Consider the following 23417-nt stretch of genomic DNA (forward strand, 5'->3'; position numbering starts at 1 on the left):
GCACGGGGGGTGGACGCCTAGACCAGGCGTCCGATGGTGAGCTGCTTCGCTCCGTCGATGCGGATCGCGGCGCTCTCCTGAGCGAACTCCGCGAGTCCTTCGGTGATGCCGGCCCAGATGTTGACGGGTGTCCATCCGAGGGGGCCGAGAATACGGGCACCACGATCGTAGAAGACTCCGATCTCGTACCACTCGAACGGCAGTCCGCCCATCTGCATGGGGCGCTGCCAGTACCACTGCAGGTCACCCGGTGCGGGCACGACCTGCTGGTTCTCCGCGGGCACGGCCTCGGGGTCGAAGTTCTGGGCCTGCTCGGGAAGACCGACCATGACCTCGGGTCCGGCGTACATCGCGTGCATCGCCTGCATCGTGACCGGCTTCTCCAGCGCGCCCCACATCGCCTCGCACGTGCGAGGGGCGAGGTCCTCGAACAGGGTGGCGACGGCGCGGACGCCGTTCTCGTACTCGAGGAAGACCTGCTTGGTCATCGTGTTCCTTTCTGGCCAGCGGACGGTTCCGCTGCGCGTTCACGGGCGGCCGCGACGAACGCCGCGAACAGCGGGCGCTCCTCGGCGGCCTCTTCGGGGGCTGTCATCTTCTCGGGGTGCCACTGCACCGCCCAGAAGGCCCAGTCGTCGTCCGACTCGACGGCTTCGACGATGCCGTCAGGAGCCCAGGCGACGGGGCGCAGCCCGGGGGCGGGGGTGTCGACGGACTGGTGATGGATGGTGTTGACGGTCCTCGTCGTCGTCCCGTAGAGCGCGGCGAGCCTGCTGTCCTCCGCGAACGCGACGGCGTGCCGGGCGGAGAGCTGCTCGTCTGCTCCTCGCACCGGGTGATGGTCGGCCGTGGCGGGGATGTCGACGATGAGGGAGCCGCCGAACGCGACGGTGCAGACCTGGAGCCCGCGGCAGATCGCCAGCACCGGCAGGCCGCGTTCCCGGGCGCCGAGGGCGAGCGCGATCTCGTAGCCGTCGCGGGCCGAGTCGTAGGACTTACCGTCCTGGGGCTCGGCGCCGTAGTGCGAGGGGTGCAGATCCTCCCCGCCGGAGAGCACCAGCCCGTCGAGCCGATCGAGGACCTCGTCGACACCGGCGGTCGGCGGCAGCAGCACGACGGCGCCGCCGGCGGCCTCGATCGGCGTGGCGTACTCGGTGCCGAGGCTGTGCGCGGGGCGGCCCGTGCCGAGGTCGGTGTCGATGGCGCGGCGCCAGGTGGTGATGCCGATGAGCGGGCGGGTCACGACAGCTCGATCCACGTGGTCTTCAGGTCGGTGAACTTCTCCATCGCGTGCAGACTCTTGTCGCGCCCGAAGCCGGAGCCCTTGACCCCGCCGAAGGGGATGGTCATGTCGCCCTCCTCGAAGCAGTTGACCCAGACGACACCCGCCCGCAGTCGGCGGGAGAGGGTGTGCACGGCGTTGAGGTCGGTGCTCCACAGCGCGGCGGCGAGGCCGTACTCGGTGCCGTTGGCGATGGCGAGGGCGTCCTCGACGTCGTCGTACGCGATGACCGACAGCACGGGGCCGAAGACCTCGCGCTGCGCCACCTCGTGCGCGGGGGTCACGCCGAGCACGACGGGGGCGAAGTAGCTGCCGCCGTCGACGGCGGAGAACCGTTCGGTGCTGCCGGCCGCGAGCTCGGCGCCGTCGGCCACCGCACGCTCGACGAACCCCGCGATCCCGGCGAGCTGCTTCTCGCTGACGATCGCCCCCATCGACGTGGACACGTCGAACGGGTCTGCGGGAAGGCTCGTGCGGGCGACCTCGGCGGCGATCTCCAGGGCCCTGTCGTAGTGCGCGCGGGGGACGAGCAGCCGGGACGAGGCCGTGCACATCTGCCCCTGGTTGTAGAAGCAGCCGTCGGCCGTGGCCCGGACCGCCCGCTCCAGATCGGCGTCCGGGAGCACGAGGCTCGCCGTCTTGCCGCCGAGCTCCGGCCACACGCGCTTGCCGTTCGACGCCGCGGCGTATCCGAGGAACCGGCGGCCGACCTCGGGCGAGCCCGTGAACGTGACGACGTCGACATCGGGGTGCTCGCCGAGTGCGCGGCCGGCGACGTGGCCGGCGCCGGGGGTGACGTTCAGCACGCCGGCCGGGAGGCCGGCCTCGTGGGCGAGCTCGGCCAGGCGCAGGGCGGAGAAGGTGGTGTGCTCGGCGGGCTTGAGGACGACGCTGTTGCCGACGGCGAGAGCGGGGGCGAGCTTCCAGGCCGTCATCGTGAGCGGGAAGTTCCACGGCACGACCGCGGCGACGACGCCGGCCGGTTCGCGGGTGACGAGCGCAAGGCTGTTCGGGGCGGTGACGGGGAGCTCGTCGAGCACCTTGTCTGCGGCCTCGCCGTACCAGCGGAAGCAGTTCACGACCGCGCGCAACTCCGTCTGGAGCGCCTCTCGCACCGGCTTGCCCATCTCGAGCGAGATCGTGAGGGCCAGCTCCTCGGCGTTGTCGTGGATGCGCTGCGCGAAGGCGATCAGGCGCTGGCCGCGCTCGCGCGGGGCGATGCGCGACCAGACGCCCGCGTCGAATGCGGCACGGGCGGAGCGGACCGCGCGGTCGATGTCGGCGGCGGAGGCGGCCGCGATCGGAGGCAGTGCCCGGCCGTCGCGGGGGCTGATCGGTGCGAGGGGCTCGGCGGCCCCGTCCTCCCAGGAGCCGTCGATGAACATGCGGGTGTGCAGCGACAGCGCCGCCGCGCGGTCCGCCCAGTCGTCTCCAGTTGCCGTGAACACGGTCGTCCTCTCCAGGGGTGAAGGCCCTGGAAGGGATACTCGCTCTATTTCGCCATTGCGTCAAGGCAATGCGAACGATCCCGCCATTTCTTTACACGTCCGTAACAGAATCGGCCTACAAACGGATGGCTCCCGTCGGCATGTCCTGCGCCAGCGCCGCCGGCGCCTCGTCCACGATCAGCGACCCGCGGAGCACCGGCGTGATGACGACGAGCGACTCCACGACCTCCAGCCCGTCGTGGCCCGCCACTGCGGGACCGGTGAGGAAGTCGTAGAACTCGTCCGCGTCGCGCACGAGCACGTTCATGAGGAGCTGCGACGTGCCGGTCGTCGCGACGATGAACTTCACCTCGGGGGCGGCGGCGAGGGCGGATCCCACCTTCTCCAGCCGATCCATCGGCACCCGCAGCCACACGAGTGCCTCCAGCCCGAGGCCGAAGAGGCTCGGGACGATCTCCGTGCGGGGGTGCATGAGACCGCGGCGGTTGAGGGACTCCATCCGTCGACGCGTCGTGGTGACGTTCAGTCCGAGCGCGCGGGCGAGCTGCGCCACGGGCATCCGTCCGTCCTTCAGCAGGAGCCGGATCAGCGCTTCCTCGTCCTCGCTCAAAGCGTCCGCCGGGTCGACCTCGGATCCCGAGGACTCGTCCAGCATGTGCACCTGCTCGTCGGACAGCACGCCCACCCGCCAGTCGTGTCCGGAGCGGAAGAACTTCAGCACCGTGGTGACGTTGATCGACGCGATGCCCTCCACCTCGGGGAAGTCGGTGAAGAGCAGCTCGCGGATCGATGCGTCGTCGTGGGGGAGGAGCATGCCGGCGATGTCGCTGCTGCCCTCGAGGACCGACACGGACGACGCGTCGGCACGACGGGCGAGGGTGCGGGCGACGTGCCAGAGCGCATGCGGTTCGGTCGTGATCCGGAACAGGACGGCGCGCGCATGGAGCACGCGCGCGGGGTCGACGTAGGTCGAGACGCGCACGAGCCCGCGGTCCAGGAGACGCTGTCCGCGGCGGGCGACCGTCCGCTCCGGGAGGTCGACCACGCGGGCGATCTCGCCCCAGGACGCGCGGCCGTTCACCTGCAGGGCCGCCGCGACGATCCGATCGGTCTCATCGGCCAGGGCATCGTTCGCGGGCACGGGTTCTCCTTCGCGGGTCGGGCACGTGAAGGTTATCCCAGACCCGGAGGGGACCGGTGCATGGTCCGAGGCGAGAGCCGGGAGAGACGGCACGGGCGCCGCCGGAGGACCGGCGGCGCCCGCGGAGGGACAGGCGACCGGGTTACCCGGCGTCCGTCGTCTCGACGACCGCGGTCGCACGACGGCGACGCAGCGCGAACAGACCGAGGCCGGCGGCGAGCAGCACGATGGCGCCGATGACGAACGGCGTGCTGTCCGCACCGGTCGTCGCGAGGTCGCCGTCGGTCGCGCCGCCCGAGTCGCTCTCACCGGGGACGATCGCGCCGCCGTCGCCGTCAGCCGCTGCGGTCACGGTGAGGGAGGCCGTCACCTCGGTGCCGTCGGGGAGGATCACGGCGAGTGTGTGCGTCCCCGCCGGGGTGGCCGCGGGGATGGTGACGGTGCGCGAGAACGTGCCGTCGGCCGCGACCGTGACCGTACCGAGCGCGACCGGGTCGGACCGCAGCTCGAGGGCGAGCTCCGCGCCGGCCGCGAAGCCGCTTCCGGACACCGCGAGCGCGCCGCCGGCCGCGACCGAGGACGCGCCCAGCTCGACCGTCGCGGGCTTCTCCGGCTCCGGCTCCTCCGTGACCGGCGGGGTGACACCGGCCTCGGTGACCCACTTCTCACCAGCATCCGACTTGGTCACCGTGAACGTGTCGTAGACGGCGCCGACGGGGAGGTCGGTCGTGGCGTCCGGCTGCTTCTCGGCGAGGTACGACCGATAGACGAGCTGGTTCTTCGAGACGTCGATCACCTGGTACGTCGTCACGCCCTGACCGCGCAGCACCTGCGTGGCGCCGTTGTTGGTCCAGACGTTCTTCTCCGGCGTCTCCAGGTCGTAGTGCTTCGCGCCGGAGTTCGACACGACGTAGACCGGGCCGGTGGTGAGGCCCGGAGTCTCGGTCGCATCCGTGTTCACGTAGCCGCGGGCGTACGTGTGGTCGTGGCCCATGAGCACGAGATCGATGTCGTTGCGCTGGAAGACGGGCAGCCACTCGGCGCGGAGCACCGGCTCGTCACGACCGGCCGAGGCGGAGAAGACCGGCTGGTGGAACGTGACGACGTTCCACTTCGACGGGCTGTTCTGCAGCAGCAGGTCGAGCCAGGCGGCCTGGAAGCGCGTCCACAGGGTGCCGATCTGGGACGACGGGCACTCCGCCCCCGTGCAGGACGGGAGCCCGGCCGGGGTGAGGAAGGTCGTGTCGCGGGTCGCGTTCAGGGTGATGAAACGGACGCCCTGGTAGTCGGTGTAGTACGCGGTCTCGGCGGCGAACGAGCTCCAGTGGTCGAAGAACGCGCGGTACTGCTGCGCGACCTCGGAGTCGCCCTTCGCGAGGTTCGCGAGTTCGCCGATCGAGCTCGTCGACGGGTTGTTGTGCGGGTACTCGAACGCGGCCTTCCACGCCGTGAGCAGCTTGTCGCCGGAGTACTCGTGGTTGCCGGGGGCGGCCATGACGTTGGTGCGGACCGCCGAGTCCTTCATGCCCCGGAACCAGTTCAGCCACTCGTTCTCGTTGCTGGAGGTGTTGATGAGATCGCCGGCGTGCACGGAGCCGATGGATCGCGGCGCGTTCGCCTCGGCCTGCTTCACGACGCTCGGCCATGTGGTGTCGAGACCGATCTGGGCGTCGCCGTAGTAGATGAACTGGAAGTCGCTCGCCTTCGGGTCGGCGGTGCGGAACTCGTACCAGTCGCTCCAGCTCCCGGGGAGACCCACCCGGTAGCGGTACGCCGTGGCGGGGGTGAGGTCGGTGACCGTGGCCGAGAAGTGCTTGTTCGGGTTGCCGTTCACGACACCGGCGTCGTACGCGTCGACCGTGCGGGTGGCACCACCGGTCGCGAGGCCGATCTCGACCTGGCCGACCGTGTGCGAGGCGTCGCCGGCGAGCCAGGAGAACGACTGCGACACCTCCGGCTTCTCGGTCGGGGTGAGGATGACGCGGGTCGGCGGGGCGACCACGGGCGTGCCGGGGTCGGAGGCCTTCACGAGGGTGAGCGATGACATGTCGAAGTAGATGTCGGAGCTGGACGCGCGGTCCTGGAACAGCGACACGGCGATCGTGTTCGTGCCGTCACGGAGCAGGTCGCCCTCGGCGCTGAACGTGCTGGTCAGCGGGTCGCCGTTGGAGTCGCCGGCGTACTCGACGTTGGTGGTGTCGGTGATGCGGCCGTCGACGTAGCGGGCGACCTCCTCGCCGTTGATCCAGACGATGATGGCGTCGTCGTAGGTGATGGTGCTCTGCAGAGCGGCGACCTGCTCGGCGACGCCGGCTTCGAGTTCGAACGTGGTCCGGAAGAAGTAGGTGGGCACGGTCGGGGCCGCGGTGCCGTCGAGGTAGTGGTTGAGGAGCGTCTTCGGCGTCTGCGGGCCGACGGGGGCGAGCTTCCCGCCCTTGGCGCCGAACGAGCCCGGTGCGGTCTTCCACGCGCTGTCGTCGTAGGCCGGCAGGGTCCAGTCGCGCAGTGCGGCCGGGGCGGGGGACGGGTCGGAGCCGTCGTCGAGGTAGTGCCAGGGGGTGTCGCCGGTGACGAGCGATCCGGTGGGCACCTCGGGATCGGGCGCGGCGAGGGCCGCGGGGGCGACGACGGCGCCGCCGAGCACGGCGAGCAGCGCGACGGACGTCAGTCCGCGACGCCGCCACCGCACCGCAGGGGTGGGGGAGGTCATGTCTGTCCTTCGTGGGTGGGTGTCCGTGCTCAGCCGCACGGGGCGCCCCCAGCCCAGCGGAGCCGGATGACCGCGGTCTGACATCGAGGCGACGGGGAGGTGAACGCGCTCGCGGGCGGGCACAGCTTCGGAGATCGCCCGAGACACGCCGGGGGTACCGGCTCGGAGCCGGCGCGTCGGCCGGAAGCTCCGAAGTCGTGCCCGGTCCGGAAGGGGTGGAAAGCGGGCCGGTACGCTGGAACCCATGCTCAACATGGCCGACGGCCTCGCCCGTCTCGGCGCGCTCGCCGAGAATCCCGTCGTCCGTACCCTCGCGGAGGCCTTCGACGAAGCCGGTTTCGAGCTCGCCGTCGTCGGCGGTCCGGTCCGCGATGCGCTGCTCGGCCGCGAGACGCACGACCTCGACTTCACGACGAGCGCCTCGCCGGACGAGATCCTCGCGATCGTGAAGCCGGTCGCCTCCGCGCACTGGGACATCGGCCGGGCCTTCGGGACCATCGGCGCCCGGGTGCGGGGCGAGCAGGTCGAGATCACCACCTATCGCGCCGACAGCTACGACGGCGTGACGCGCAAGCCCACCGTGGAGTTCGGCGACTCGATCGACGGCGACCTCGTCCGCCGCGACTTCACGGTCAACGCGATGGCCCTCCAGGTGCCCGCGGTGAAGCTCGTCGACCCGACCGGCGGGGTCGAGGACCTCGTGGCGGGCGTGCTGCGGACACCCGCGGATCCCCGGGTGTCGTTCGGCGACGACCCGCTCCGGATGCTGCGCGCCGCCCGGTTCAGCGCGCAGCTCGGCTTCACGGTGGAGGAGGACACGGAGCGGGCGATCACCGAGCTCCGCGAGACCCTGACGATCGTGAGCCCGGAGCGCGTGCAGTCCGAGCTCGTGCGCCTCATGCAGACCGACGACCCCGTCCGCGGCATCCGGGTGCTGGTGGAGACCGGACTCATCGAGGAGTTCCTCCCCGAGGTCAGCGCCCTCAAGCTCGAGGTCGACGAGCACCACCACCACAAGGACGTCTACGAGCACTCGCTCACGGTGCTCCGTCAGGCCATCGCGCTCGAGCACGCCAGGAACCCCGGGGCCGCTCCGGACGTGCCGCTGCGGATCGCGGCTCTGCTCCACGACATCGGCAAGCCCCGCACGCGCAAGCTCGAGCCGGGTGGCGCGGTCACGTTCCACCACCACGACGTCGTCGGCGCCCGGATGGCCCGCAAGCGGCTGCAGGCCCTGCGCTTCGACTCGGCGACCACGGACGCCGTCGCGACCCTGATCGAGCTGCATCTGCGGTTCTTCGGCTATGCGGAGGGGGCGTGGACGGATGCCGCCGTGCGTCGCTACGTCCGCGATGCCGGGGACCTGCTGGAGCGGCTGCACATCCTCACGCGCGCCGACGTCACCACGCGGAACAAGCGCAAGGCCGCTCGGCTCGCCGCCGCCTACGACGACATCGAGTCCCGGATCGCGGCTCTTCGCGAGCAGGAGGAGCTCGACGCGATCCGTCCGGAGCTCGACGGCAACCGCATCCAGGAGGTCCTCGGCATCTCTCCGGGCCGGGAGGTCGGCGAGGCGTACCGGTTCCTCCTCGATCTGCGCCTCGATGAGGGCGTGCTGGGCGACGACGTCGCGGAGCAGCGTCTCCGCGAGTGGTGGGCTTCGCGCGGCTGACTTCTGCCGACCCACCCCCTTGCGTGCCTCCCGGTCCCCTGCGCCCGCACGTAAAGGGCCGGGCCGACCGCAGAGGGGTGGGTCGACCTCAGTTGATGATGGCGGCGGCGTCCGGGGGGAGAGTCAGGAGCGTGGGGGTGCTCGACGCGGGGGCGGTTGTGAGGAGGAGTTCGGCCGTCGAGGGCACCGCGAACGTTGCGGGGGTGGGGGAGAGGTTCACGAGCACCGACACTCCTCCGCGATCGATGCGGTAGACGCGGTGCTCGGGGCGGCCGTCCGTCTCCCGGACCTCGACCGTCGTGTGCGCGGAGTCCGGGTCGGTGAGCTCCGGTCGCGCTCGCCGCAGTCGGGCGAGGTCGCGGTACAGCGCCAGGAGCCGGGCGTGCACCGGCGCCTCGGCCTCCGCCCAGTCGAGGTGCGAGCGATGGAAGGTGTCGGGATCCTGCGGGTCGGGCACCGCATCCGGATCCCAGCCCATGCGGGCGAACTCCGCCGTGCGACCCTCGGCGACCGCGCGGCCGAGTTCGGGCTCGGGGTGGGCGGTGAAGAACTGCCACGGTGTCGTCGCGCCCCACTCCTCGCCCATGAAGAGCATCGGGGTGCCCGGGGCCGTCAGCGTGAGGACGGCGGCCACCGCGAGCCGATCGGGGGACAGGGTGGCGGAGAGCCGGTCCCCGGCCGCGCGGTTCCCGATCTGGTCGTGGTCCTGCGCGAAGGTCACCAGCCGCCAGTTCGGCACCTCGGCCGGGATCGGGGACCCGTGCGGACGGTCGCGGAAGGACGAGAAGGTGCCGTCGTGGAAGAACCCGCCCTCCGTCACCTTGGCCACCGCCTCGGCCGCGGCGAAGTCGGCGTAGTACCCGGCGGTCTCCCCGGTGAGCGCGACGTGCACGGCATGATGCCAGTCGTCCGACCACTGCGCCGTGAGTCCATAGCCCCCGGCTTCCCGCGGCAGGATGAGCGTCGGGTCGTTGAGGTCGGACTCGGCGATGAGGGTCAGCGGCCGATTCTGCTGCGCGGAGAGGGCGTCCACCCGTTCGGAGAGCTCCCGCAGCAGGTGCACGGGCCGCCGGTCGTGGAGTGCGTGCACGGCGTCGAGGCGGAGCCCGTCGACGTGGAAGTCGCGCAGCCACATCAGGGCGTTGTCGAGGATGTACTCCCGCACCGCGTCCTCGTCGAGGTTCACCGAGTCGCCCCACGTGTTGCTCTCGCCCTCGCGCAGGTACGGACCGAAGAGGGGGAGGTAGTTCCCGCTCGGACCGAGGTGGTTGTAGACGACGTCCTGCACGACGGCGAGCCCGTGTGCGTGGGCGGCGTCGACGAACCGCTGGTACGCCGCGGGACCGCCGTACTCCTCCTGCACCGCGTACCAGAGCACGCCGTCGTATCCCCAGTTCCAGGCGCCGTTGAAGGCGTTGACGGGCAGCAGCTCGACATGGGTGACGCCGAGGTCCACGAGATGCGCCAGGCGGCCGATCGCCGCGTCGAGCGTGCCCTCCGGCGTGAAGGTGCCGAGGTGCAGCTCGTAGATCAGCCCGCCCGCGAGCTGCCGTCCGGTCCAGGAGGCGTCGGTCCAGGCGAAGGCCGCGGAGTCGAACGCCGCCGAGGCGCCGTGCACGCCGTCCGGTTGCCGCCGCGAGCGCGGGTCCGGGCGCAGGTCGTCGCCGTCGTCGAGCAGGAACCCGTAGTGCTCGCCGTCCGCGAGGACGAGGTCGGCGGTCCAGTGCCCCTCAGCGGTCGCCGTGAGTTCCCGCTCCTCCACGGTCGCGCCCGCGGCGTCGAGGCGTCGCACCCGCACACGCCTCGCCCGCGGCGCCCACACCGAGATCATCGGGCCAGCTCGATCAGCGCGACGGGATACGTGTCGAGCAGTTCCGCCAGCCGCACCGGTCCGGGCGGGATCCGCCGACCGGTGAGGAGATCCGTCCCCGGCAGCTCCGGGCGCATCAGGACGGTGTCGCCCCAGCCGCCGCGGCGCGCCAGCGTCACCGGCAGCCGCGTGGCCACGGCGGTCGCGCCGCCGCGGTGCACGGCGACGGCGTGGTCGGCGGCCGCGCCCTCGACGACGGCCGGCCGGTAGAAGCGGAACAGCTCCGGGTTGTCCCGCCGCAGTCGCAGGGCCCGCGAGGTCACCAGCAGCTTCGCGGCACCGGAGTCGTCGATGGGCGGGAGCACACCGCGGGCGTGGTCCGCGTCGAGCTCCCGCAGCATCCGGGCGCGCAGAGCGAAGTCCACGGGTCGACGGTTGTCGGGGTCGACGAGCGAGAGGTCCCACAGTTCGGTGCCCTGGTAGACGTCGGGCACGCCGGGGCCGGTGAGCTGCAGCAGCTTGGCGGAGAGGGAGTTCGAACGGCCCGCATCGACGATCTCCGCCACGAACCGGTCGAGGATCGGCGCGGCGTCGCCCTCCACGGATCGCGCGATCGCGGCCAGACCCTCCTCGAAGGCCGCGTCCGGATGCTGCCAGGTGGTCCGCTCGGCGGCCTCGCGCGCGGCCTTGGTGGCATAGGCGAGGAGCCGGTCGGAGGGCAGCGGCCAGGCTCCGACGGCGGCCTGCCAGATCAGCGCGTCGAGGGGACCGTGTCCGGTGGTCGCGACGGCGCGCAGCTCCGCCAGCACCTCGCCCCACCGCTCCGGGATCTCCGAGAGCACGGACAGGCGTGCCCGCACGTCCTCCGAGCGCTTCGTGTCGTGCGTGGAGAGCGTCGTCATCGAGTGCGGCCAGGCGGCCAGTCGTGCCCGCTGCGCGTCGTGGAACTCCTCGACCGACAGGGCGGGGATCGACGGATCGGCGCCGACCTCGGTCAGCGTCCCGAGGCGGGTGAACCGGTAGAACGCGGTGTCCTCCACGCCCTTCGCCATCACGGCGCCGCTCACCTGCGGGAACCGCTGCGCGACCTCGAGCGAGGGGTCGACCAGGAGCGGTTCGAGCGCCGCGAAGGCGGCGGAGAGGTCGGGGCGTCGATGCCGGGCCTCCGCGAAGGCGGCGCACAGGTGCTCGCGACCTTCGGGGAGATAGGAGCGGTACACGGGGAAGCAGGCGAGGAGCTCGGCGAGGGCGTCGTCGGCGTGCACGATCCCGTGGGGGAGCGTGCGGACCAGGCGGCGCACCTCCGCGGCCAGGAGCGTGTCGGCGATCATCCGCTTCGTGTCGTGGATGAGGTCGTGCCAGGGGAGCGCGTCCGGGAGGCCGGTCTCCGCGCGGAGCCGGGCGTCCAGCCGGTCCAGCGCCGCGACACCCTCCGCGTCGACGAACAGGCGGTCGAGCTCGGCCAGCGCGTCGTAGCCGGTCGTGCCGTCGGTGCGCCACCAGGCCGGGAGGGCCTCGCCGGGCTCCAGGATCTTCTCCACGAGCGTGTACGCGCGCCCGGTCGCGTCGGCGAGCTGCTCCAGATACGCACCGGGGTCGACGAGGCCGTCCGGATGATCCACCCGCAGCCCGTCCGCGAGTCCGGTCCGGAGCCAGCGGAGGATCTCCCGATGCGACTCCGCGAAGACGTCGGGACGCTCCACCCGGATGCCGGCGAGTTCGGAGACCGCGAAGAATCGGCGATACGTGAGATCGGTGTTCTGGTCCTCCCAGAATCGCAGCTCGTAGTTCTGGGCCGCCAGGAGTGCCGGGAGGTCGTCGGCCAGCGCCGCGGTGCCCGGGGCGAGCGGGAGCTCGTGCTCGAAGTAGCGCAGCACCCCGTCCGGCGCATCGGCGGCCGGGGTGGTGTCGACGTCGAGCTCGCCGTTCGCGACGACCTCCTCCGGGCTCGCGCCCAGCAGCGGGAGCAGGAGCCGTCCGCCGCCGGCGTCCCAGTCGATGTCGAAGGCGGCGGCATGACGGGTCTTCCGGCCGAGTCGCAGCACCTCCCACCACCACGGGTTCTGCCGCGGCACCGCGACGCCCACGTGGTTGGGCACGATGTCGGCGAGGATGCCGAGGCCGGCCGTGCGCGCCGCCGAGGCGAACCGGACGAGACCGTCCTCGCCCCCTCGGTCCGGATCGATGCGCGCGTGGTCGACCACGTCGTAGCCGTGGTTCGAACCCGGCGTCGCCGCCAGCAGCGGCGACAGATACGCCCAGGACGCGCCGAGCTCGGCGAGGTAGCCGACCACATCGGCCGCCGCTTCGAGGGGGAAGCTGCCGCTGATCTGGAGGCGATAGGTCGACAGCGGCCTGTCGGTCATGAGGCGGCCTGCTCGCTCTGCGCGCGGAGCGAGGCGTCGACGGAGTCGTCGGTGTCGACCGGCTCGCCGTCGATCTCCTGCAGCACGAGCATGGCCTTGCCCTCGAGCGGCACGGTGTCGCGGGCGCGGAGGTTCCGGTCGCCCAGCTCGCCGGCGGTGTCCACGGCGACGAGCCATTCCGCACCGTGGCGATCGTCCGGCAGGGCGAGGTCGACGGGCTCGTCGCCGCTGTTGAAGTAGACGAGGAAGTTCACGTCCTCCACGGGTCGCCCTCGCCGGTCGTTCTCGCGGATCCCGCGGCCGTTGAGGAACATGCCGACAGAGCGGCCGAAGCCGGAGTCCCAGTCCTCCGGGGTCATGCGGGCGCCGTCCGGTCGCAGCCACACGACGTCGGGGATGCGCTCGCCGTCCTCGTCCGCGACCGGGCGTCCGTCGAAGAAGCGGCTGCGGCGGAAGGTCGGATGGTCGTGCCGGAGCCGTGCGACCGCCGCCGTGAACTCCACGAGCGGCAGGTCGGCCGCCTCCCAGTCGATCCAGGTGAGCTCGTTGTCCTGCGCATAGCCGTTGTTGTTGCCGTGCTGCGTGCGGCCGAGCTCGTCGCCGTGGGAGATCATCGGCACGCCCTGCGAGAGCAGCAGAGTCGCGAGGAAGTTCCGCTGCTGACGCGCGCGGCGGCGATTGATGTCGATGTCGTCGGTCGGTCCCTCTGCGCCCATGTTGTCGGAGCGGTTGTGGGATTCGCCGTCGTTGTTGTCCTCGCCGTTGTCCTCGTTGTGCTTCTCGTTGTAGGAGACGAGGTCGCGCAGCGTGAAGCCGTCGTGCGCGGTCACGAAGTTGATGGAGGCGACGGGTCGTCGGCCGGAGTGCTCGTACAGGTCGGCGGAGCCGGTGAGGCGGGAGGCGAACTCGCCGAGCGCCTGCGGCTCCCCGCGCCAGAAGTCGCGCACGGTGTCGCGGTACTTGCCGTTCCACTCCGTCCACTGCGGCGGGAAGTTGCCCACCTGATAGCCGCCGGGTCCGATGTCCCACGGCTCGGCGATGAGCTTCACCTGGGAGACGATCGGATCCTGCTGCACGAGCTCGAAGAAGGCCGCGAGGCGGTCGACGTCGTAGAACTCGCGGGCGAGGGTTGCCGCGAGGTCGAAGCGGAAGCCGTCGACGTGCATCTCGGTCACCCAGTACCGCAGCGAGTCCATGAGCAGCTGCAGGGCGTGCGGGTTGCCCGCGTTCAGGCTGTTGCCCGTGCCCGTGTAGTCCGTGTAGTACCGCTTGTCCTCTTCGAGCCGGTAGTACGCCTCGTTGTCGATCCCGCGCATCGAAAGCGTCGGACCGAGGTGGTTGCCCTCCGCCGTGTGGTTGTAGACGACGTCGAGGATGACCTCGATGCCGGCCTCGTGGAGCGCGCGCACCATGGCACGGAACTCCTGCACCTGCTGACCGTCCTGGCCGCCGGCGGCATAGGCGTTGTGCGGGGCGAAGAAGCCGAGGGTGTTGTAGCCCCAGTAGTTCGACAGGCCCTTGTCCTGCAGCACCGAGTCGTTGACGAACTGGTGCACGGGCATCAGCTCCAGGGCGGTGACGCCGAGGCGCTGGAGGTGCTCGACGACCGCCGGGTGCGCGATGCCGGCGTAGGTCCCCCGCAGCTCCTCCGGCACCTCGGGGTGCCGCTGGGTGAGCCCCTTCACATGGGCCTCGTAGATGACGGTCTCGGCGTACGGCGTCTTCAGCGGGCGGTCGCCGCCCCACTCGAAGAACGGGCTGACGACCACGCCCTTCGCCATCGCGGCCGCGGAGTCGTCGTCGTTGCGGGAATCAGGGTCGCCGAAGTCGTAGCCGAACAGGGACTGACCCCAGTCGATCTCGCCGGCGACGGCCTTCGCGTACGGGTCGAGGAGCAGCTTGTTCGGATTGAACCGCTGCCCCTGCGCGGGGTCGTACGGGCCATGCACCCGATAGCCGTAGTGCTGCCCGGGCTGGACCGTGGGCAGGTAGCCGTGCCAGACGAAGGCGTCCACCTCCGTGAGGGGCGCGCGCGTCTCCGTGCCGTCCGCGTCGAAGAGGCAGAGCTCCACGCGCTCCGCGCCCTCGCTGAAGAGGGCGAAGTTGGTGCCCTGCCCGTCGAAGGTGGCCCCCAGCGGGTAGGCGGACCCGGGCCAGACCTCGCGGCTCATCCGGCGAGGGCGTGGTCGCGCGAACCCGCGGCCATGGCACTGACGATGCTGACGGCATGGTCGTAGTCGTACACCTGAGCGATCTCCACAGCCCGAGGATACGGGTGTCCGAGGTAGCAGACATAGAGCGGCGGCACGACCTCGATGTACCCGACGGGGGCGTCGTGCGCGACGACGTACCGGTCGAAGTCGATCCGCTCGCAGGCCGGCTCGATCGCGGCGGGGTGGGCCGCGTCGGCGCGCTGCGAGGAGCCAGTGCTGGTGGGGGTGTGGACGTTCATGGCGCCTCCTGACTCGTGATGCGACCACGATAGGAACCGGGAACGGATTCGAGAACGGTATTGCCAACCGGGCGTCGACCGGCTATGCACGCGATGACGACGGGATCACTCGCCGCGCCGTCGCACGTACTCCGTCACCACGACGCCCGATTCATACGGGGTCGTCTCCACGGCCTCGAACCGCTCGGGACGGTAGGGGCGGTCGCCGAAGAGCGGGATGCCGGATCCGAAGAGCAGCGGCTGCCGTTTCAGGATGAGCCGGTCGATCTCGTCGGCCAGCGTCGCCGCGAGAGCCCCGCCGCCGCACAGCCAGATCGCGCCGCCTTCCTCGCGCTTGAGGCGCCGCACGACGTCCGCCGGGTCCTCCGCCGTCACCTCGAGATTCTCGGCCGCGGCGGTGCGGGTGCGGCTGAAGACGATCTGCCGCAGGTACCGGTACGGGCTCGCGAGCCCGCCCACCTCGTAGGTGTTCCTGCCCATCAACACGGTGTCGAACACGTCGTTGCGCTGCGGGATGCCGAGGGCTTCGGCGGCCACGGTCGGCAGGGTGTCGGCGAAGCGGGCATTGATGCCGTCCATGTGGTCGCCCTCGACGAGGAAGGCGTCGAACTCCCCGTCCGGACCGGCGATGAACCCGTCCAGGGTCACCGCGGCGTAGTACACGAGCTCTCGCATCGTTCTCCAATCACTACATCTGTTGCGGTTGAGAGTACAACAGTCGTAGTGATTGCGCTAGGGTGGCGGCATGGCGAGGAACGAGCCGCGACGACGGCAGATCGCGGATGCGGGGCTGGCGGTGCTCGCCCGCGAGGGATCCCGGGGGCTCACACACCGCGCGGTCGACGCCGAGGCGCACGTCCCCGCGGGCACGACGTCGAACTACTTCCGCAGCAGGGAGGCGCTGATCGAGGGCCTCGTCGACCGCATCGGGGAACGCCTGGCTCCGACGCCCGAGGACCTGGAGCGGAGGGCCGAGATCACGCCCAGCCGGGAGCTCTTCGCCGACTACATCAGGGACATCGTGCGCCGCCTCACCGCTGATCGCGACGTGACCCTCGCCCTCTTCGAACTGCGGCTCGAGAGCGCTCGCCGTCCCGAGCTCGCCGCCGTGCTCGGCGCCTGGCAACGGGCCGGCTTCGACGCGGACGTCGCCTTCAACACCGGGGCGGGTCTCCCCGGGGGGCGGCGGGAGATCGCCCTGTTCCACTACGCGATCGACGGTCTGCTGCTCGACCGGCTCACCACACCGATCGACCCGGAGACCTCCACCGACGACGTGATCGACGATCTCGTGGCCGGGCTGCTGCCCTGACCGTCGCCGCGGCTGCTGTTCCGCCCGGTCGATCCTGCTCGTACACTGAGGGCACGCTCCCGGCTCCAGGAACGGAGAACGCGTGTCTGCGACGTGGCACGATCCGCGGGAGGCGTCGCCGACGGCGTCTCGCCTCCTCGTCGAGCGCGCGCACGAGGAGCTCATCGCCGGGAACCTCGACGATCACCGCCTCCGCGAGGTGCGTCCGCTCGTGCGCGAGTCGTGGGAGCGGTCGTGGCGCCGCCGCGTCGGTCCGGAGGGGCTGCCGCCGCTCGATCTGCATGAGGACGAGCTCGACGCCTATCGCCTGGCTCATCCGCTCGCCTCGGCGATGGAGATGATCCGCGCGCTGCTGCTTCCCGGCGACTCCGAGGACTCGGGGGTCGTGATCGCCGTGGGGGACCAGGCCGGGCGCCTGCTGTGGATCGAGGGCGACGCGCAGCTGCGGTCCCTCACCGAGGGCATGGGGTTCGTCGCCGGCGCGAACTGGGCGGAGGATGCCGTCGGCACGAGCGCTCCCGGCACCGCGCTCGCCCTGGAACGGTCGGTGCAGATCCGCGGGGCCGAGCACTACAACCGGCTGGTGCACCCGTGGTCGTGCACCGCGGCGCCCGTGCGCGACCCGGAGACGCAGCGGGTCCTGGGCGTGATCGACATCACCGGGGGACCGGAGGTGGTGACCCCGCAGGCCCGGCTGCTCGTCGACGCGACGGCGCGAGCGGTCGAGTCCGAGCTCCTCGTGGCCCGGCTGCAGCGACGGGCGGAGCCTCCGGCTCGACGACTGCCCGGCAGGACGCCGCCGGAACCCCTCGCCCGCGCGCGACTGCACGTGCTCGGACGCGACCGCGCCCGGCTGGAGACCGTGTCGGCGCATGAGGAGGCGGTCACCGAGCTCAGCGCCCGGCACGCCGCCATCCTCCTGATGCTGGCCGTGCACCGTCAGGGGCTCTCCGCCGACCGGCTCGCCGAGCTCGTCTACGGCCCCGGCGTCTCGCCGGACACCTTGCGGCCGGAGATGGTGCGTCTGCGGAAGGTCCTGGAGCGGGCGGCTTCCGACCTCGTGCCGGAGTCCCGCCCGTATCGTCTTCCGGTGCCGCTGGAGACCGACGCCCACGACGTGCTGTCCCTCCTGGATCGCGGGGCGCACCGGGTCGCTCTGACGGCGTATCGGGGTCCGGTGCTGCCGGACTCGGCCTCGCCCGGCGTGGAGGAGTTCCGTGACTCGGTCCGTGCGGCGCTGCGGGAGGTCATGCTGTCGGGGGCGAGTCTGGACGTGCTGCTCGCCTACGCGGACACCCCCGAGGGCAGTGAGGACGCGGAGGTGCTGCGGCTCGCGTTGGAGATGCTGCCGGCGCGCTCGCCGCGTCGTGCCGGTCTCGTGACCCGGATCGAGCGCCTCACCTGATTCGAATCGCCCGATTGGCCCCATTCCGGCCGCGGATGCAGCACAGTGCGCGATTCGAACGGGGTGCAACCGGCTGCAACGTTGCGCACCGGGAGTGCAACGGGCGACGGCCTAGCGTCGAGGGAACACCGCGGCATCGACGCCGCGGCGCCCCCGTCGAAGGAGACCCCCATGACCATCGTCGAAGAAGACGTGTCCCTCGCCTACGCGGCCCCCGGGCAGCCCGGAGCAGTCGCGAGCTATCGGCCCCGCTACGGCCACTACATCGGCGGCGAGTTCGTCGAACCCGCCAAGGGCCAGTACTTCGAGAACATCAGTCCCGTCAACGGCAAGCCCTTCACCGAGGTCGGCCGTGGCACCGTGGAGGACATCGACCGCGCCGTCGACGTCGCCTGGAAGGCCTTCACCGCCTGGGGCAAGACCAGCCCCGCGGAGCGCTCCGTGATCCTGAACCGCATCGCCGACCGGATGGAGCAGCACCTGGAGGAGATCGCGGTCGCCGAGACCTGGGAGAACGGCAAGCCCGTGCGGGAGACCCTCGCCGCCGACATCCCGCTCGCCATCGACCACTTCCGCTACTTCGCCGGCGTGCTCCGCGCGCAGGAGGGCGGCATCAGCCAGCTCGACGAGAACACCGTCGCGTACCACTTCCACGAACCGCTCGGCGTCGTCGGCCAGATCATCCCCTGGAACTTCCCGATCCTCATGGCCGTGTGGAAGCTGGCGCCGGCGCTCGCCGCGGGCAACTGCATCGTCATCAAGCCCGCGGAGCAGACGCCCGCATCGATCCTGTTCCTGTTCGACATCATCGGCGACCTGCTGCCGGCCGGAGTCGTCAACATCGTGAACGGTTTCGGCATCGAGGCCGGCGCCCCGCTCGCCCAGCACAAGCGCATCCGCAAGGTCGCCTTCACCGGGGAGACCACGACCGGGCGCCTCATCATGCAGTACGCCTCGCAGAACCTCATCCCCGTCACCCTGGAACTCGGGGGCAAGAGCCCGAACGTGTTCTTCGAGGACGTGGCCCGATCCACGAGCGACCCGTTCTACGACAAGGCGCTCGAGGGCTTCACGATGTTCGCGCTCAACCAGGGCGAGGTCTGCACCTGCCCGTCACGCGCCCTCATCCAGCGCTCCATCTACGACGGGTTCCTCGCCGACGGCCTCGAGCGTGTGAAGAAGGTCGTGCAGGGCAATCCGCTCGACCCCGCGACCATGATCGGCGCGCAGGCCTCGAACGATCAGCTGGAGAAGATCCTCAGCTACATCGACATCGGGAAGCAGGGCGGGGCCCGGCTGCTCACGGGAGGCGAGCGCGCCGACCTCGGCGGCGATCTCAGCGAGGGCTACTACGTGCAGCCGACCGTGTTCGAGGGGACGAACGACATGCGGATCTTCCAGGAGGAGATCTTCGGTCCGGTGCTCTCGGTCACGAGCTTCGACGACTTCGACGACGCGATCTCGATCGCGAACGACACCCTGTACGGCCTGGGCGCCGGGGTGTGGAGTCGCAGCGGGGACACGGCGTACCGCGCAGGCCGGGCGATCGAGGCGGGCCGTGTGTGGACGAACACCTACCACCAGTACCCGGCCCATGCCGCGTTCGGCGGGTACAAGCAGTCGGGCGTCGGCCGCGAGAACCACAAGATGATGCTCGACCACTACCAGCAGACGAAGAACCTCCTCGTCTCGTACGCGGACGGTCCGATGGGCTTCTTCTGATCCCCCCGCCCGGGTGTCGGACGGCGCTCGCCGCCCGGTCCGACACCCGGCATCCCGGAAGGAGTCCCCATGGCCGACGCCGCCCTGCCCGCCCGCGTCGCGGTGACCGCCCCCGCCGCCGCGCTCGTCCGCGAGCTCACCGCGCAGCACGGGCCGCTCATGTTCCACCAGTCCGGCGGCTGCTGCGACGGCTCCGCGCCCATGTGCTACCCGGTGGGGATGTTCCTCACCGGCCCCGGCGACGTGCTCCTCGGCGCCCTCGACGTCGGGCTCGACGATCCGGTCGAGGTCTTCATGTCGGCCTCGCAGTTCGAGTACTGGAAGTTCACGCACCTGACGATCGATGTCGTGCCGGGACGCGGCGCCGGGTTCAGCGTCGAAGGTCCGACGGGGATGCGGTTCCTCATCCGGTCGCGGATGCTCGACCCCGCGGAGCTGGCGAGCCTCGGCCTGGTCTGAGGGCCTTCGAATCGCCCGATTGGTCCCATTTCGGCCGGAGATGCAGCCAATCAGGCGATTCGAACGGGATACGCTTGCCCGGTGAACGCACCGTACCGACCCTCCGTCCTCTTCGTCTGCGTCCACAACGCGGGGCGCTCGCAGATGGCCGCCGGCTTCCTCCGGCACCTCGCCGGCGACCGCATCGAGGTGCGCTCCGCCGGGTCGATGCCCGCTGCCGAGATCAACCCCGTCGCGGTGGCGGCGATGGCGGAGGTCGGCATCGACATCACGGCCGAGCAGCCGAAGGTGCTCACGACCGAGGCCGTGCAGGCGTCGGACGTCGTGATCACGATGGGCTGCGGTGACGCCTGCCCGTTCTTCCCCGGCACGCGCTACGAGGACTGGGTGCTCGACGACCCCGCCGGCCAGGGGATCGACGCCGTCCGGCCGATCCGCGACGACATCCGCGGTCGCATCGAAACCCTCGTGTCCGAGTTGCTCTGACCGGCGCTCAGCCGGCCCCGTCGAGCATCGCCTTGGCAGCACGCGTGCGGGCGCGCAGGGCTTCGGCGAGCGCCGCGACCGCGGGGAGCCGCAGCGACTCGGGCCGCGCGACCATGTAGTACGGGAGCTTCTCGGCGAAGACCTCGGGCAGCAGGCGCACGAGATCCGGGTGCCGGTCGGCCGCGAAGCAGGGGAGCAGGCCGATCCCGGCTCCCGCGCGAGTGGCCTCGACGTGCACGAAGACGTTGGTCGAGGTGAGTCCGTCCTGCATGCCGGGAACGAGGCGGCGCGGAAGGTCGAGCGCGTCCACCTGGAGCATCGAGTCGACGAAGTACACGAGTCGATGCTGCTCCACCTCGGCACGCGATGCCGGGGTGCCGGTGCGGCCGAGGTAGTCCCGGGAGGCGTACATGCCGAGGGTGTACGTGCCGAGCTTCACGGCCTGCGCGCGGCGGGTCTGCGGCGCGCCCACGACCACCTCCAGGTCGAGCCCGGCGCGGTGCTCGGCGGCCCTCCGCGTGGCGGCGACGATCTCGACCGTCAGCCGTGGGTGTGCTCGGCGCAGCTCTGCGATCGCGGGGGCAGCGATGTAGGCGCTGAAGCCGTCGGTGGCGGACATGCGCACGACGCCGGCGATCGGATCAGGAGTCTCGCCAGGGGCGGAGTCGAGCTGGGACAGCGCGGCCTCGATGCGTCCACCGGTCTCGGCGGCGGTGCGCCCGAGGTCGGTGAGTTCCCACCCGGACGCGGACTGCGCGACGACCCGTCCGCCGAGCGCGTCCTCCAGGGCGGCGATGCGGCGCGCCACCGTCGTGTGATCGAGACCGAGGTGGGCGGCGGCGCTCGTGTACCGGCCGGTGCGGGCGACCGCGAGCAGCACGAGCAGATCGTCGGCACGAGGCCTCTTCGCCGCATCCATGTTGCAATTATGCACAGCCACTGCGCGGCACTGGGCATTGCTGCAAATCCGGCCCGTGCCGACACTGGAACGGATGTGTCACCGTCGACACCGAAGGAGAGAAATGACCGCCCCCACCCGCGCCTCCGGTCACCCCGCCGCCGCCCCGTCCTCCTCGAAGCTCAAGCGCGTCGTCGCCGCCTCCATGGCCGGCACCGTCGTCGAGTGGTACGAGTTCTTCCTCTATGCGACCGCCGCCAGCCTCGTCTTCGGCACCTACTTCTTCCCGGCCACCGGATCGCCGCTCGACGGCATCATCGCCGCTTTCGTGACGTATGCGGTCGGCTTCATCGCGCGGCCGCTCGGCGGCATCGTCTTCGGTCAGATCGGCGACCGTTTCGGCCGCAAGCCCACGCTGCAGGCCACGATCATCATCGTCGGCGCCGCGACCTTCCTCATGGGGTGTCTCCCCGGCTTCCAGAGCATCGGCTACTGGGCGCCCGCGATGCTCGTCGCGCTGCGCTTCATCCAGGGCTTCGCTGTCGGCGGCGAGTGGGGCGGGGCCGTCCTCCTGGTCGCGGAGCAGAGCCCCGACCGGTCGCGCGCGTTCTGGTCGAGCTGGCCCCAGGCCGCGGTTCCCGTCGGCAACCTGCTCGCCACGCTCGTGCTCCTCGTGAGCTCGTGGGCGATGAGCTCGGCGGCGTTCCTCGAGTGGGGCTGGCGCATCGCGTTCTGGCTCTCCGCGGTGATCGTGCTCGTCGGCTACTACATCCGCCGCAACGTCGAGGAGGCTCCGATCTTCCTGGAGGCGAAGGCGCAGGTCGAGGCGGAGAAGGCCACCTCCTACGGCGTCGTCGAGGTGCTGCGCCGGTATCCGATCGGGATCGTGCAGGCGATGGGCCTCCGTTTCGCCGAGAACATCGTCTACTACATCGTCGTCAGCTTCACGATCGTCTACCTGAAGACCGTCCACGAGTACGACACCAGTCAGCTGCTGCTCGCTCTGCTCATCGCGCATGTCGTGCACTTCGCGATCATCCCGCAGGCGGGGCGGCTCGCCGACCGCTGGGGCCGCAAGCCCGTGTACCTGACCGGCGCGATCCTCAGCGCGACCTGGGCCTTCTTCGCCTTCCCGATGTTCGACACCCTGAACCCCGTGCTCATCGTGCTCGCCGTCACCATCGGCCTCTGCTTCCACGCGTTCATGTACGCGCCACAGCCGGCGGTCATGGCCGAACTGTTCCCGACGCGGATGCGGTACTCCGGCGTCTCGCTGGGGTCGCAGGTCACGGCGATCCTCGCCGGCTCGCTGGCGCCGATCCTGGCGATCCAGTGGCTCCGGGACTTCGGCTCCTGGCTGCCGATCGCGCTCTACATCGTGTTCGCCTGCATCGTCACGGCGATCGCGGTGCTCTCGCTGCGGGAGACGAAGGGCGTGTCCCTGCAGGCCATCGACGACGCGGATGCCGCCCGCACGAACGCCCGCACCGCGGCTGCGAGTGCCGCATGACGGATCTGCGCGGACGTCGTGCTCTCGTCACCGGGGGAGCGAGCGGCATCGGTGCCGCCTGCGCGAGAGCCTTCGCGCAGGCGGGCGCCCGCGTGACGATCGCCGACATCGACGGTGACGCGGCCGAAGCCCTCGCCGACGAGATCGGCGGGCAGGCGTGGCAGGTCGACCTCACCGACCGCGATGCGCTGGCCGCACTCCGCCTCGACACCGACATCCTCGTCAACAACGCCGGCGTGCAGCACGTCAGCCCGATCGAGGAGTTCGACCCCGCCCGCTTCTCGCTTCTCCTGCAGCTGATGCTCGAGGCGCCCTTCCTGCTGACCCGGGCCGCACTCCCGGGGATGTACGAGCGGGGCTTCGGGCGGATCATCAACATGTCGAGCGTCCACGGTCTTCGCGCCTCGCCGTTCAAGGCGGCCTACGTGGCGGCCAAGCACGGCCTGGAAGGGCTGTCGAAGGTGACGGCGCTGGAGGGTGCCGCGCACGGCGTCACGAGCAACTGCATCAATCCCGGATACGTGCGCACGCCTCTCGTTGAGCGCCAGATCGCCGACCAGGCGCGGGTGCACGGCATCCCGGAGAACGAGGTCCTGGAGAAGGTGCTCCTCACCGAAGCCGCGATAAAACGCCTCGTGGAGCCGGAGGAGGTCGCCGGCCTTGCCGTCTGGCTCGCCGCTGACGCCGCCGGGATGGTGACCGGCGCGAGCTACACGATGGACGGCGGCTGGTCCGCGCGGTGAG

General features: G+C 70.9%; 19 protein-coding genes. 8 read left to right on the forward strand and 11 right to left on the reverse strand.

Annotated features, from left to right (window positions below; all coding sequences use genetic code 11):
- Nucleotides 1–17: 17 nt before the first annotated feature.
- The 5 genes from BV453_RS09265 to BV453_RS09285 all read right to left on the reverse strand — a co-directional run bounded on the left by BV453_RS09265 (nucleotide 18) and on the right by BV453_RS09285 (nucleotide 6581).
- Nucleotides 18–488, reverse strand: coding sequence for a DUF3830 family protein (locus BV453_RS09265; RefSeq protein ID WP_249521429.1), 471 nt, complete (start codon nucleotides 486–488; stop codon nucleotides 18–20).
- A complete protein-coding gene (locus BV453_RS09270; protein WP_161973055.1) occupies nucleotides 485–1243 on the reverse strand; it encodes a gamma-glutamyl-gamma-aminobutyrate hydrolase family protein in 759 nt (252 codons plus the stop codon). The genes BV453_RS09265 and BV453_RS09270 overlap by 4 nt, the downstream gene beginning before the upstream one ends.
- Entirely contained in the window at nucleotides 1240–2730 is a 1491-nt protein-coding gene (locus tag BV453_RS09275) for an aldehyde dehydrogenase family protein (protein ID WP_249521430.1), read from the reverse strand. The genes BV453_RS09270 and BV453_RS09275 overlap by 4 nt, the downstream gene beginning before the upstream one ends.
- 115 nt (nucleotides 2731–2845) lie before the next feature.
- Nucleotides 2846–3871 carry an Lrp/AsnC family transcriptional regulator gene (locus BV453_RS09280; RefSeq protein ID WP_161973054.1) on the reverse strand — a complete coding sequence of 342 codons (1026 nt, stop codon included), beginning with the start codon at nucleotides 3869–3871 and terminating at the stop codon, nucleotides 2846–2848.
- A gap of 142 nt (nucleotides 3872–4013) precedes the next feature.
- Nucleotides 4014–6581: a fibronectin type III domain-containing protein gene (locus BV453_RS09285; RefSeq protein ID WP_249521431.1), complete on the reverse strand. Its 2568-nt coding sequence runs from the start codon at nucleotides 6579–6581 to the stop codon at nucleotides 4014–4016.
- Nucleotides 6582–6825: 244 nt separating this feature from the next.
- Here BV453_RS09285 and BV453_RS09290 point away from each other — a divergent pair, with 244 nt between their 5' ends.
- The gene (locus BV453_RS09290; protein ID WP_085605285.1) at nucleotides 6826–8253 is read left to right on the forward strand and encodes a CCA tRNA nucleotidyltransferase; all 1428 of its coding nucleotides are present in this window, start codon (nucleotides 6826–6828) and stop codon (nucleotides 8251–8253) included.
- 88 nt (nucleotides 8254–8341) lie between these two features.
- Here the strand turns inward: BV453_RS09290 and treZ are convergent, their stop codons facing one another.
- The 5 genes from treZ to BV453_RS09315 all read right to left on the reverse strand — a co-directional run bounded on the left by treZ (nucleotide 8342) and on the right by BV453_RS09315 (nucleotide 15556).
- Nucleotides 8342–10084 carry a malto-oligosyltrehalose trehalohydrolase gene (gene treZ / locus BV453_RS09295; protein WP_249521432.1) on the reverse strand — a complete coding sequence of 581 codons (1743 nt, stop codon included), beginning with the start codon at nucleotides 10082–10084 and terminating at the stop codon, nucleotides 8342–8344.
- A complete protein-coding gene (treY, locus tag BV453_RS09300) occupies nucleotides 10081–12429 on the reverse strand; it encodes a malto-oligosyltrehalose synthase (protein WP_249521433.1) in 2349 nt (782 codons plus the stop codon). Before treY ends, treZ begins: the two co-directional genes overlap by 4 nt.
- Entirely contained in the window at nucleotides 12426–14600 is a 2175-nt protein-coding gene (gene glgX / locus BV453_RS09305) for a glycogen debranching protein GlgX (RefSeq protein ID WP_126893777.1), read from the reverse strand. The genes treY and glgX overlap by 4 nt, the downstream gene beginning before the upstream one ends.
- Nucleotides 14597–14881 (reverse strand): hypothetical protein, encoded by a 285-nt coding sequence (locus tag BV453_RS09310; RefSeq protein ID WP_025102837.1) that lies wholly within the window; start codon nucleotides 14879–14881, stop codon nucleotides 14597–14599. Before BV453_RS09310 ends, glgX begins: the two co-directional genes overlap by 4 nt.
- A 105-nt stretch (nucleotides 14882–14986) precedes the next feature.
- Nucleotides 14987–15556: a dihydrofolate reductase family protein gene (locus BV453_RS09315; RefSeq protein ID WP_249521434.1), complete on the reverse strand. Its 570-nt coding sequence runs from the start codon at nucleotides 15554–15556 to the stop codon at nucleotides 14987–14989.
- A 70-nt stretch (nucleotides 15557–15626) separates the two neighbouring features.
- Between BV453_RS09315 and BV453_RS09320 the strand changes: the two genes are divergently transcribed.
- The 5 genes from BV453_RS09320 to BV453_RS09340 all read left to right on the forward strand — a co-directional run bounded on the left by BV453_RS09320 (nucleotide 15627) and on the right by BV453_RS09340 (nucleotide 20265).
- Complete coding sequence (locus tag BV453_RS09320) at nucleotides 15627–16193, forward strand: TetR/AcrR family transcriptional regulator (RefSeq protein WP_126893774.1); 567 nt, start codon at nucleotides 15627–15629, stop codon at nucleotides 16191–16193.
- A gap of 82 nt (nucleotides 16194–16275) precedes the next feature.
- A complete protein-coding gene (locus BV453_RS09325; RefSeq protein WP_249521435.1) occupies nucleotides 16276–17598 on the forward strand; it encodes a GAF domain-containing protein in 1323 nt (440 codons plus the stop codon).
- 171 nt (nucleotides 17599–17769) lie between these two features.
- The gene (locus BV453_RS09330) at nucleotides 17770–19320 is read left to right on the forward strand and encodes an aldehyde dehydrogenase family protein (RefSeq protein WP_249521436.1); all 1551 of its coding nucleotides are present in this window, start codon (nucleotides 17770–17772) and stop codon (nucleotides 19318–19320) included.
- Between the two features lie 69 nt (nucleotides 19321–19389).
- Nucleotides 19390–19779 (forward strand): DUF779 domain-containing protein, encoded by a 390-nt coding sequence (locus BV453_RS09335; protein ID WP_085605273.1) that lies wholly within the window; start codon nucleotides 19390–19392, stop codon nucleotides 19777–19779.
- A gap of 81 nt (nucleotides 19780–19860) precedes the next feature.
- Entirely contained in the window at nucleotides 19861–20265 is a 405-nt protein-coding gene (locus tag BV453_RS09340) for an arsenate reductase ArsC (protein WP_025102831.1), read from the forward strand.
- A gap of 7 nt (nucleotides 20266–20272) precedes the next feature.
- On the opposite strand, the gene BV453_RS09345 is transcribed toward BV453_RS09340, so the two are convergent.
- A complete protein-coding gene (locus BV453_RS09345; RefSeq protein ID WP_062765846.1) occupies nucleotides 20273–21184 on the reverse strand; it encodes a LysR family transcriptional regulator in 912 nt (303 codons plus the stop codon).
- A 103-nt stretch (nucleotides 21185–21287) separates the two neighbouring features.
- Between BV453_RS09345 and BV453_RS09350 the strand changes: the two genes are divergently transcribed.
- Nucleotides 21288–22673, forward strand: coding sequence for an MFS transporter (locus BV453_RS09350; protein ID WP_025102829.1), 1386 nt, complete (start codon nucleotides 21288–21290; stop codon nucleotides 22671–22673).
- The gene (locus BV453_RS09355) at nucleotides 22670–23416 is read left to right on the forward strand and encodes a 3-hydroxybutyrate dehydrogenase (RefSeq protein WP_062765840.1); all 747 of its coding nucleotides are present in this window, start codon (nucleotides 22670–22672) and stop codon (nucleotides 23414–23416) included. Before BV453_RS09350 ends, BV453_RS09355 begins: the two co-directional genes overlap by 4 nt.
- The last annotated feature ends 1 nt before the right edge of the window (nucleotide 23417 follow it).

This window comes from Microbacterium sp. ER1 (assembly GCF_023383675.1).
Classification (GTDB): Bacteria; Actinomycetota; Actinomycetes; order Actinomycetales; family Microbacteriaceae; genus Microbacterium.